At 61.1% G+C, this 9,988-nt stretch carries 11 protein-coding genes; 5 read left to right on the top strand and 6 right to left on the bottom strand.

Going from position 1 to position 9,988, the window contains the following annotated elements:
• Window positions 1-375: 375 nt before the first annotated feature.
• On the bottom strand, window positions 376-1,077 hold the full coding sequence (locus ABIB73_RS16765) for a DUF5343 domain-containing protein (RefSeq protein ID WP_354225440.1): 702 nt from the start codon (window positions 1,075-1,077) through the stop codon (window positions 376-378).
• Between the two features lie 78 nt (window positions 1,078-1,155).
• Between ABIB73_RS16765 and ABIB73_RS16760 the strand changes: the two genes are divergently transcribed.
• Window positions 1,156-1,353 carry a hypothetical protein gene (locus tag ABIB73_RS16760; protein ID WP_354225439.1) on the top strand — a complete coding sequence of 66 codons (198 nt, stop codon included), beginning with the start codon at window positions 1,156-1,158 and terminating at the stop codon, window positions 1,351-1,353.
• A gap of 1,749 nt (window positions 1,354-3,102) precedes the next feature.
• Here ABIB73_RS16760 and ABIB73_RS16755 read toward each other — a convergent pair.
• Window positions 3,103-3,333, bottom strand: coding sequence for a hypothetical protein (locus ABIB73_RS16755; protein WP_354225438.1), 231 nt, complete (start codon window positions 3,331-3,333; stop codon window positions 3,103-3,105).
• A 640-nt stretch (window positions 3,334-3,973) separates the two neighbouring features.
• On the bottom strand, window positions 3,974-4,213 hold the full coding sequence (locus ABIB73_RS16750; RefSeq protein WP_354225437.1) for a DUF2798 domain-containing protein: 240 nt from the start codon (window positions 4,211-4,213) through the stop codon (window positions 3,974-3,976).
• A 1,004-nt stretch (window positions 4,214-5,217) separates the two neighbouring features.
• Between ABIB73_RS16750 and ABIB73_RS16745 the strand changes: the two genes are divergently transcribed.
• Window positions 5,218-5,406, top strand: coding sequence for a hypothetical protein (locus ABIB73_RS16745; protein ID WP_354225436.1), 189 nt, complete (start codon window positions 5,218-5,220; stop codon window positions 5,404-5,406).
• 183 nt (window positions 5,407-5,589) lie between these two features.
• Window positions 5,590-5,823: a DUF6894 family protein gene (locus ABIB73_RS16740; protein WP_354225435.1), complete on the top strand. Its 234-nt coding sequence runs from the start codon at window positions 5,590-5,592 to the stop codon at window positions 5,821-5,823.
• Window positions 5,824-5,844: 21 nt separating this feature from the next.
• Here ABIB73_RS16740 and ABIB73_RS16735 read toward each other — a convergent pair whose 3' ends face one another.
• On the bottom strand, window positions 5,845-6,099 hold the full coding sequence (locus tag ABIB73_RS16735; RefSeq protein ID WP_354225434.1) for a hypothetical protein: 255 nt from the start codon (window positions 6,097-6,099) through the stop codon (window positions 5,845-5,847).
• 100 nt (window positions 6,100-6,199) lie between these two features.
• Complete coding sequence (locus tag ABIB73_RS16730) at window positions 6,200-6,493, bottom strand: hypothetical protein (RefSeq protein WP_354225433.1); 294 nt, start codon at window positions 6,491-6,493, stop codon at window positions 6,200-6,202.
• A 374-nt stretch (window positions 6,494-6,867) separates the two neighbouring features.
• On the opposite strand from ABIB73_RS16730, the gene ABIB73_RS16725 reads away from it, so the two are divergent.
• The gene (locus ABIB73_RS16725; protein ID WP_354225432.1) at window positions 6,868-7,332 is read left to right on the top strand and encodes a PaaI family thioesterase; all 465 of its coding nucleotides are present in this window, start codon (window positions 6,868-6,870) and stop codon (window positions 7,330-7,332) included.
• Between the two features lie 337 nt (window positions 7,333-7,669).
• Window positions 7,670-7,912 carry a PilZ domain-containing protein gene (locus ABIB73_RS16720; protein WP_354225431.1) on the top strand — a complete coding sequence of 81 codons (243 nt, stop codon included), beginning with the start codon at window positions 7,670-7,672 and terminating at the stop codon, window positions 7,910-7,912.
• 37 nt (window positions 7,913-7,949) lie between these two features.
• On the opposite strand, the gene ABIB73_RS16715 is transcribed toward ABIB73_RS16720, so the two are convergent.
• A complete protein-coding gene (locus ABIB73_RS16715; protein ID WP_354225927.1) occupies window positions 7,950-9,965 on the bottom strand; it encodes a pyrroloquinoline quinone-dependent dehydrogenase in 2,016 nt (671 codons plus the stop codon).
• Window positions 9,966-9,988: the final 23 nt, after the last annotated feature.

The following is a 9,988-nucleotide window of genomic DNA, read 5'->3' as shown; positions in this document are numbered from 1 at the left end:
GGCGCAATCCTCGTTAGGATTGGCCCCGGGGACTCTAGAAAAGCCCCTCTGCAAAGCGTATATTCTAGTTTGGTCGCTGGCCCGGGGCGCAATCTCGGGTGGGTGACTAGGGATCGCTGAGGCTGCAACCACGGCGGTCCCGCTTATTCGGTAGTTCAGGGAGCCGGACTCGGACCGACATCTCCACACTTGTAGGGGCGGGTGTCCTACCATTAGACGATCCCTGAGAAGCGAGAGCCGATTGCAGGGCCGTTGCGTTCCTCCCCCGAGGTTTGGCGCAGCGGCCCTTCCTTTTTACGCCCCCTAGCTCGGCTAGCGCGTCGGGGGCTCAGTCCCTCCTAGTCAAGACTTGCTCCTCAATTGCGGAGAGGCCCATCAGGCTTCTCCGGATGCCTTCTTGGCCTTTCGCGCAGTGAGATACTGCACAAGCGACCAAATTGAATTTTTCACGTCGCCATCGATATCTGGCTCCGACATCAAGTCGATGAGTTGATATTCAAGCGCCTTTTGTGTCTGCGGAGGGGGCGGATCTGGCTCGCCGTCCTCATTCTCATCGTCTCCGGCATCAGGCCGCTTGCGCTGCTTCACGCTCTTTTTCGCCGCCGTTGAGGTGGCAACCGGCTTGCGCGCCAGCAACAAACCCGAGAGGGGAATGTCAGCCAATTTGGCGCCTGCCACGAAGAACAGGGCCACCTTGTCCACCGTCGAGCCTTGGACGTTGTATTCCTTGCGAAGATGCTCATCGAACTGGCCAGCCGTAATGGTGGTCAGATCGACTTCCCCTGACAAAAGCGAAGGGTAGGCCGCCACCATGATTTTCTTCCACAGTGCCGGCCGCGCATCATCAGACGCCTTGACCAGTGCAATGAAATCCTGCGTGGGGGAACCGTTGTCATTGATTAGCTTGAGATACTTCAGCGAAGCGATTATACTGTAGGCCAAGCTGCCAGATGCGTTACCGAACACCGAAGGATCGACCCGGCTGGGAACGGTCGTGTCGCGCAACTTATTGATAAAGCTTATGAAAGCGCTGAATGTAGCGTATGGCGGCGAGAGAGCCTTGGCTTTATCATTCATGGTGAAATGTCCTGATCGGTTCTGCGTGGCTATTTTAATAAATGCAGCCACGCAGAAAGTCAAGCGGGAGAAATCAGAATGACTCCGAAAAATCATAAAGTCTCTGTGCGGGGCGCGGACGGACAGTTTCACGCGCTCGCTTTGGTGCGGCTAGAGGGTGAAACGGCTTATTGTTGCTCAGAAGCCAAATATGAGGAGGCAATCCGCCACCCCGAGGCGTGTATCGAGGTTGGCTTCCCGTTGGCCGACGTCAAAATGAAAGAGGCCGCCAACTGAGGCGGCCTTAGTGGAGGGGCAAAATGTGGACCCTAATATTGGTGGTTATAGTCGCCGCTAACGCGAATACTGGCGGGGTCAGCACGAGCACGACTTTCCTCGACTTTCCGGACCAAGCAAAGTGTGAGGCCGCTGCGGCTGGAGTAGCTGTCGACGATTACACGACGCTACCAACGAACGCATATAACAACCGTCCTCCGACTTTTTACCGAATTGTCGCGAAGTGTGCAGCCCGCTGAAACCAGTCAGTCAGTTTTCAAACTAGGCCACTGCCAAATTCAAACTAGGCCACTAGGAGTTAAAACAGGCCAGTACCCGGATTTTTGGAAGATGAGAAGACCCACACCCGGGATCAATTCGATGCCCAAGCGCATAAGTTTGAGAATCCGAGTGCTCCCGTCACCAATTCAGGGCAGAGGCCAAAGCGTAATGGCGATCTTCAGCCGTTCTTTGCACGGACAAAAAACGCTTGTCCTAATTCCCTTCCGCGCGGGTGTTCCGAATCAGGAACATTGAACCTTCAATTAGTCCATGTAGACTAATCTTCACCGGGGTTTTGCATCATCCCCCTCGGGGCTGGTAAGCCGCCGCCTGCGCTTAATTTAAGCAGGCGGCGTTTTTAATTCCCGCGAGACGAAAAAGCCCCAGTCCGGGGCTGGCGGGACTGGGGCTCTTCACAGTCGCGCTTACTCAGTACGCGCGCAACTCATTGCCATCCAGTTGTCACAAAACACCGTGTCCTAATTCAGAGTTCCGGGTGTCCTAATTAGGACAGCACGCGGATTTTGGTACTGTCCGTATTCGACCCCAAGTGTCCTAACCCAAGTGTCCTAAATTGAATCTTGGGGTGTCCCAATTCGATTTTGGAGCGTGGCCATCGCTGCCGACAGGCAATCCTATATGATAGGCAACGGACATCGGCAGGAGCCCTCACCCATGCTCGCCTCGATCATGTTCAGCTTAGTCGTTATCGGGTTGATGGTTTGGTGCGGGCGCGTAACCGCCAACTTCGCGGCAGAGAGAGGCCGGTCCAGGCGCATTTGGTTCTTCTGGGGAGCGCTGTTCTTTCCCCTGTTCCCGGCTCAATGGTTCGTCCTGGGACTGCTACCAAAAAAGTAAGGCCGCCTCAGCCCTCCCGGGGCTGGAACAGCGCTGCCGAGCGATCGTTTTCAACGTCAGGCGGCATTTTTATTTCCTGTCGCCGCAAAAAGCGGCCCCAGGCTCGGGGGGCTGGAGGCGAGCGCTGGGGCCGTCCTTATGGCCGCAGCAGTGTCCGGCCACGCATACAGCAAATGACGACTCCAGGATTTTGTCGGTCCGTTTCCGAACACAAACCACAATCTTAGGTGTGCCCATCTGCCGTAGCGGCTGTCCCAATTGGGACAGCCCCCAAATCTGGGGGCGTCCGTATTTGGCCCCGGGTGTCCCAAGTTGAATTTGGGGAATCTCCCAGGCTTGAATTGAACGCTACAATATGTAACGCTTACATTAGTAGCGCTACAGAACGTCTCGTTCGAACAGCCTTGGGGAGAGGAGCGATGAAGTCAGTTGTCAGGATCGCCCTAGCATTCTTCATCTTCGTTGGTCCGGTGGCGGCGCAAGCGCAGACGTCGTGCGCTCCGAAAGCCGGCCCAAAAATTACGAAGAAGTGGCAGTTGCATGACGGCTGCCACAGCAGGTACGCCCAGATGGTGGGGAAGCCTTGCCACTAGGGCGTTGGCCCAGAAATAGACATGACGAGAGGCCGCCTCACCTGGTGGCCTCTCCTCGCCTCGCAACGAGGCGGCGCAAAACATCGAGCGCCGCTTCGCCACCTGCCGCCAACCCAGCTAACGCGAAAAAGGCCTCTCGCCCGCCCGCCGGATGGCTCCCAATCAGGCAGGCGGCAATCGCTGACAGTCCGGCAGCGATGAACAGAAGCATCTCAAAGATGGCCAGGAGTTGAGAGAAGGCTATCAACCTGGAATGCTGCGCGGCCATTCAGATTGCCTCGGGCGAAACCGGCCCCATCCTACTTTGCATGGGGTTGTTTTCCAGATTTTTGGATCAGCCGCCTCTACATCAACGCCAGCAGCACGATGCCGATGATCAACACCACCAAGCCAGCCACCGTCGCGGCGGCAAATGACCGCTCTACGTTGTCCATGATGCCACCCCGCTATCGGCGCGCCACGTTTCCCCCATGGCTTCGCCGTGCGCTCGAAGTGTCGCCAACGGTTGTGTCGTAAGTTGTGCGATCGGATGTCCTAATTGGGACGTGAGAGCGCCGCTAAGAACACCGATCCGATTCGGCCGGCCCGATCTGGTCCGCAAGGGTTGCGCAAGCTCGCGTAAGGCGCCTGTAAGCCGAATAGTCTAGCGTTGTCTTGCCCGGTAGACCAACACCGGGCCTCCATACCCAGTCGACGACCCCGCTCCGCCCCGAGCGGGGTTTTCTGTTTGCTGCGTCTCAACGGCAATGCTGCCGGCCCGTCCGATCCGTCCCGACTTGTCAGGCTGTCGTAAGCCGAGTGGGCTAGGATTGTTTGGCTATGGTGTTGCAGCCCAGCACCTCAGCCTCCAATAGCCTTCTGCCCCGCCCGGCTCTCCCCTGGCGGGGTTTTTTCATGCCGCGGCCGGTTCAGGCGCGGCCTTCCTCGCGCGTCAGCCGCAGCGAGAACGACCGGATCGCGGGCGCCACCAGCAGCACGATCGGCAGCATCGTGGCCCATGCGATCAGCCACGAGACCATCCAGTGCTGAACGAAAAGCAATGCCGACGACGCCGGAAAACTCGCGATCCCCGTCGCGATCAGCGAGGTCAGGCCGGACTGGATGACGCCGAAGACGAAATGACTGTAGCGACGGGGAATGCCGAGCATGAAGCGTCCATGATTCTTGCCGTCGTCAGACCAAGCAAGGCACGTGCCGTCAGTCACGCGAGAAGCGTGTTCGGCGCCTCCACTTCGCCCTGCATCGCTCGCGTGAAATCAGTGTCGTGAATTCGCCAGCGGCTCATGTCTTCGCGCGTCAGCGCAATCGGGGCGGCTCGACAAGCCTTCGAAACGCCAGAAGGTGACGAGGCTGGTCTCGCCGCACTGCTCGCAAGCGAGCTTCTCGTCACCGAGCATGTAGCGACCACGCCGGAATGTAAGACACGACGCGGGCCGTCGACACTGCGGACAGACCAGGGAGAAATTCCGTGCGCCCCAGCGCAGAACGAGATGTCTCAGCCAGTTCACGTCTTCCTCTTCCGCGACGTCGGCTCGTGCCGCCTCCACGCATCACCAGAGCATAGTAGCGGCGCACGCAAAAATGGAAAAGTGTGAGCCACGCATATTCGCTTCGAATGGCCGCGGCGCCGACATCGCGCGCAAAATTGGTTCCACGAAATGCATGACGCTCCGGCATCGCGCCAAGGCCGTCTTCTGCAATCTCGCGATTGGAAGCGCGCTGCTATTTCAGCGAGAACTCATGATTGCGGTCGCAGCCGAGTTGTCGTCGTGAAATGCGCAAATTGATCGTTTCGAATTCAGTCTCCAAAACATAAATCGAATGGTCGCGTCAACCGATGTGCGGCCGCCATTCTTGCGACCGGTCCGGCGGTGGATCCCAAGTGGAAATCGCGGATTTCGATCGAGATTGCCCGTGGTTCTCCGGCTATGAACAGAGTTCCTGGCGAACGGCCAGCAGCGATGTCGCACAAAACGCGCCGAGCGCCGGCGGTTCCACGCGCCCGATGACTTCCGCCGGCTCCCGTCTTTCGAAATCTCATTTCGCTTGTTTCGAACCGCGCGCGCTTTCAGGATTTCCGTGAACTATCCACGACTTAACAGCAAATTTTGCTTGTGGTCGGAATATTGTGACGTCCAGCATGGAGGTGACCATGAACCACAGGGGCGTGGAGTTCACGGTTGCAAAGACGGCGATCCCGGGCATCTGGCAGTGGCAATTCCGGATCGGCGACCAGACCAAGACGGGCAAGATCGAGACGAAGATCGATCTTCTGGCGATCCGTCGCGTGCAACTGCGCATCGATCGGGAGCTGAAGGCCATCGGCCGCAAGACGGCGTGAACAGGCCGGACTGAGATAGCTTAGCGCGCCCTTGTGCGCAGCAACACACCCTGTGTCCGAGGGCAGCCACGCCGTGGCGCCCCACGACGGCGTATTCCGTAGACGACCGGAATTGATCTGCCCGCGGTTTGGGATTGCAGTGGATGGCCTCGGGGCGCGGCCATTACGCGATCGGTGCCACCCATGCCGCTCTATTTCTTTCGAATCCGGAACGGCCGCTATTCCGGCTGCGCGGACCATGCGACGGAGTTTTCCGATCGCGCTTCGGCCTGGAAGGAGATGACCAGCGTCTGCGCCGACATGGCCGCGGGCATCTCCCGCAAGCTCCAGGAGAACTCGGAGTGGCACATGGAGCTCCTGGACGAGGCCAAGGAGCCCGTGTTCCGGATCCGCATCGTGGCCGAATCCCTCGACTAGGCCCTCGCCCAGCCGCCTGCCCTAGTCGGCGCTGGGCAGCCGCCGCATGGTGAATTCGATGTCGCCGCCGGGCAATTCGCGCCAGTTCTCGACTTCGCTCATATAGCCGGCCTTGGGGTAGCGGGCGAAGAAGGCCTGCGCCCTCGCCCGCGCCGCCGCGCGCGGCAAGGTGAAGCTCTCGCGCAGATAGCCGTCGCCGGCCTGCTCGCCCGATTTGGCGGCCGCCTTGCGCCGCCGCGCCATCCGCTCGGCGAGATCCCGCGGACGATCCGCCATATCCTGCCTCCTCACCGCAACACTCCGAGCGAATGTAGGATGCAGGCCCGGCGAAGAGGAGTCCCGCCGGAGACGTTACCGCCCCCGGCCGGGACCACGGTCAGTTGGCGGCCGTGCCGGCCCTGGTCTTCTTGGGCGCGCTGGTCGCGGCCGCTTTCGGCGCGGGCTGCTTCGGCGGGTCGGAGCGCATGCCGCCCCAGGGATCGTTGGACGACTTTGCGTCCGGAATCTTCTTCAGCGTTTCCTTGTAGGCCCTTTCACGCTCGGCATCCGCGGCCTTTTCGTCAGCGGTCTTGCCCGGGGCTTCCTGCAGCAAATTGAGATTGGGCATTTGCGCATAGGCCGGTCCCGCCAGCACGGCCAGCAGCACCGCCGCCATACGGAAAAGCTTCATCATCTACTCCTTGATCATCGATAGAGGGGCGGATCACCCGCGCCATGTTATCCCAGTTGCAGGCCGATCACGACCTTGGGCGCCGTTCCCGGCCCGCTAGAGCCGATCTGATCTGCACGATTTCGGCCCATGCAACCAGTCATCCCAGACCGGGCCGCACCTGGTACACCCGTTCAGCGCCAGACCGAGCGCCGCCAGGCAAAACACAAGGACACATCGGCGCAACATCGTCCACCACGCTCCCAAGCGTGGCATCATATCGGGCGAAGTCGGGCATTTTCAAGCCAACGGGATCGGCCCAGACCGGGTGACTTTGCCGCGCCAAAGCGGGCAGAATGGTTGAAACATCCGGCAACACGGGGGAAACGACAGCAATGCCATCGCAGCCTGAAGCGGAGTTCGGCCTCGCCGACGCCAGACGCGTGCTCGGCGACGTCTTTGCACCCTGGGTCCAGGATCTCAACCTCTCCGTCGAAAGCATCGAGCACACCCCGCGGCCCGACATCCCGGACTGGCAACCGGGCGCGCTCTTGCGCATGGCGTTCTCGGAGCGGCTGTGCCGGCACGGCGGCGTGGTGTGCGGCCAGGCGCTGATGGCGCTCGCCGACACCGCGATGGTGATCGCGATTTTGGCCGCCAATCGCGGCTATCGTCCGATGACCACGGTCGACCAGACCACGCACTTCATGCGCGCGGTCTCCTCGTCGGACGTGCTGGCGGATGCGCGCGTGGTGCGGCTCGGGCGCACCATGAGCTTCGGCCGCGTCACTCTGCTCTCCGCCACCGACAACAAGCCGGTGGCGATGGTGTCGAGCGCGTTCGCGATGCTGCCGGGATGAAGCATGATCCGAAAAGATGAGAGCCGCGTGAGCGCAAAGCGCGTCGCGGCTCTCGATGGAAATCACATGGTCGAGAGATCGAGCTTGGTGGCGTGGGCGGGAACGGACGACAGCGAGAGAGCTGCGACGAACAAAATCGAAAGCGTGCTCTTCATCAGTATCTCCATCGGCGCGTAACGCCATAAAGGAAAGTCTCGTGGGGAAAGTCCGCAGAGGAATTCTCCGCTTCAGTTTCGTAAACGAAGTCTGAAGCGCTGTGCAAGTAGCGCCAGTATTGAGTTTAGTTCAACGTAATTTCCATGCACTAATTTACATTCGGCATTATGGATTAACGCGAATGGTCGAGAAGCGTGCAGCGCAGCGTTACCGTGTTTTCAAGGGTGGAACGATCACCTTTGAAGGCAGCGGCATCGCGTGCACGGTGCGCAATATGTCGGCAAGCGGCGCCGCGATCGATCTCGAAAACCCTGTCACATTGCCGCAATCGTTCACACTGTCGATCTCGCGCGACAATTTCGTGCGGAATTGCCGCACGGTATGGCACAGTGACAAGCGTATCGGCCTTGCCTTCGTGCAATAGCGCACGCGATGTGAACGACCGTTCGCACAACGCGGCTTCATACTCGCCCGATAGGACGCCGGCGACGCCAGCGCAGACCCGCGATCACCAGCGCGAAGATCGCAAGCACGATCGCTGATGACGCCGCAAAAAATCGCCCGCCGGGACGATCGATCGTACGCGACCACAATGACGGCGCCTCGCCCGGCCGCGCCAGCCGGAACGCAACGACGCTGTCGCCGATCGAGGTGCCGGCTTCGGAGTGGCCGCCGGCACCGATCGCGACATACTGCTCGCCCTTCCAGAGATAGGTCATGGGATTGGCGACGCCGGGCACCGGCAGCCGCCCCTGCCACAGCTCCCTCCCGCTTCGCGCATCGAAGGCCCGCAAGTAAGCATCCATCGCGCCGGTGAAGACGAGACCGCCTTCGGTAATGGCGACGCCGCTGAGAAGCGGTGTGCCCCAGGGCAAGGGCATCCCGAGCGGCGCCAGGTCCTCGGTGGTGCCGACGGTCGAGCGCCAAAGCGTTTTGCCGGCCTTGAGGTCGACGGCGACCATCTCGCCCCATGGCGGCTTGACGCAGATCATCCCGAGCCGCGACGTCACGACCGAACGCGACATTGCAAACGGCGCGCCCTGCTGCTGGCCGAAATCGTGCCCCGGTGGCGGATTGAAGCCGGCCGCATCCGCGCGCGGGACCAGCTTGATGAGATGCGCGGCGCGGCTGGTGTTGGCGTAGAGGATCTGGTGGACCGGATCGAAGGCCGCGCTGCCCCAGTTCACGCCGCCGCCCGTGAAGGGAAACTCAAGCGTGCCTTGCGTCGAGGGCGGTGTGAACAGCCCCTCGTTGCGTGCCTCCGCGAACTGCTTTTCGCAAGCAGAGCCGCGCAGGCCAGGCAACAGCGAGAGCGCATCGTCGGTCGATATTTTTTGCGACGTCAGCGCCGGCACATGCGTGGGGAACGGCTGCGTCGGCGACAGCATTTCGCCTTCGGCGCCGCCTTGCGGCACCGCGCGCTCCTCGACCGGCCACACCGGCGTGCCGGTGTCGCGGTCGAGCACGAAGACGAAGCCCTGCTTGGTCGGCTGGATCACGACATCGCGCTGACCCTCGCCGGCATCGATGCGTGCGAGCGTCGGCTGCGCCGGCAGATCGTAGTCCCAGACGTCGTGATGCACGGTCTGGAACGCCCATGCGAGCTCGCCGGTCTCGATGTGCAACGCGACAACCGAATTCGCATGCTCGTTATTGCCCGGCCGCTTGCCGCCCCAAAAATCCGGCGACGGCGAGGACGTCGGCAGAAAGACGAGTCCACGACTTTCGTCGACCGACATCGGCGCCCAGACATTGGCATGACCTGCTTCGATGCCGTCGCGCTTCAGCGGCTCGAAGGTCCAGCGCGGCTCGCCGGTGCGCGCATCGAACGCGCGCACCACGCCGCTCGGCGCATCGACGCGGCGGTTGTCACCGATCGCGGAGCCGACCACGACGACACCACGACCCACCGCAGGTGGCGACGTGATCTGGAATTCGCCGGGCCATTCCAGCATCATGCCGATATCGAGCTTGATCTCACCGTTCTTGCCGAAACCGGCGCAGGGAGCACCTGTCTTCGCATCGAGCGCGATCAGGCGGACATCGTTGGTGCCCATGAATATCCGCGATCTGCAGACGGCGTCGGGAGGTGCGGTGTCGTCGATCCAGTAGGTGACGCCGCGGCAGACATAGCGATTGGCAGGACGCTGATTGATTGGGATTTTCGGATCGTAGCGCCACTTTTGCGTGCCCGTGCCGGGGTCGAGCGCGATCACCTCGTTGAAGGGCGAGCAGAAGATCAGGCTGTCCTCGACGAACAGTGGCGTCGCCTCGAACTTGGTTCGCCGCATCACGCCCGCCGGGCGCGCCGCGAGATCGCCAGTGTGAAATTCGAAGGCGCGGACGAGATTGCCGACATTGTCTGGTGTGATCTCTCGCAACGGCGAAAAGCGCGACCCGCCGGGATCGCCACCCCAGCTCTCCCAGGCGAAGCATGGCCGCGCCGCAAGCAGCAGGATCGCGACCAGTCCCACCATATAGCGCAGGCGGATCGTCACGC

Origin of the sequence: Bradyrhizobium sp. F1.4.3 (genome assembly GCF_040548375.1) — a bacterium.
GTDB lineage: Bacteria > Pseudomonadota > Alphaproteobacteria > Rhizobiales > Xanthobacteraceae > Bradyrhizobium.
Note: the sequence above shows the minus strand (reverse complement) of the source record. Positions and strands in the feature narration are given on the sequence as shown.

What these genes read in the sequence shown, in the direction of transcription:
- ABIB73_RS16740 (WP_354225435.1), top strand. Translation starts at nt 5,590, where the DNA reads ATGCCGCTCTATTTCTTTCGAATCCGGAACGGCCGCTATTCCGGCTGC.
- ABIB73_RS16725 (WP_354225432.1), top strand. Translation starts at nt 6,868, where the DNA reads ATGCCATCGCAGCCTGAAGCGGAGTTCGGCCTCGCCGACGCCAGACGC.
- ABIB73_RS16760 (WP_354225439.1), top strand. Translation starts at nt 1,156, where the DNA reads ATGACTCCGAAAAATCATAAAGTCTCTGTGCGGGGCGCGGACGGACAG.
- ABIB73_RS16730 (WP_354225433.1), bottom strand. Translation starts at nt 6,493, where the DNA reads ATGAAGCTTTTCCGTATGGCGGCGGTGCTGCTGGCCGTGCTGGCGGGA.
- ABIB73_RS16750 (WP_354225437.1), bottom strand. Translation starts at nt 4,213, where the DNA reads ATGCTCGGCATTCCCCGTCGCTACAGTCATTTCGTCTTCGGCGTCATC.
- ABIB73_RS16735 (WP_354225434.1), bottom strand. Translation starts at nt 6,099, where the DNA reads ATGGCGGATCGTCCGCGGGATCTCGCCGAGCGGATGGCGCGGCGGCGC.
- ABIB73_RS16765 (WP_354225440.1), bottom strand. Translation starts at nt 1,077, where the DNA reads ATGAATGATAAAGCCAAGGCTCTCTCGCCGCCATACGCTACATTCAGC.
- ABIB73_RS16715 (WP_354225927.1), bottom strand. Translation starts at nt 9,965, where the DNA reads ATGGTGGGACTGGTCGCGATCCTGCTGCTTGCGGCGCGGCCATGCTTC.
- ABIB73_RS16720 (WP_354225431.1), top strand. Translation starts at nt 7,670, where the DNA reads ATGGTCGAGAAGCGTGCAGCGCAGCGTTACCGTGTTTTCAAGGGTGGA.
- ABIB73_RS16745 (WP_354225436.1), top strand. Translation starts at nt 5,218, where the DNA reads ATGAACCACAGGGGCGTGGAGTTCACGGTTGCAAAGACGGCGATCCCG.
- ABIB73_RS16755 (WP_354225438.1), bottom strand. Translation starts at nt 3,333, where the DNA reads ATGGCCGCGCAGCATTCCAGGTTGATAGCCTTCTCTCAACTCCTGGCC.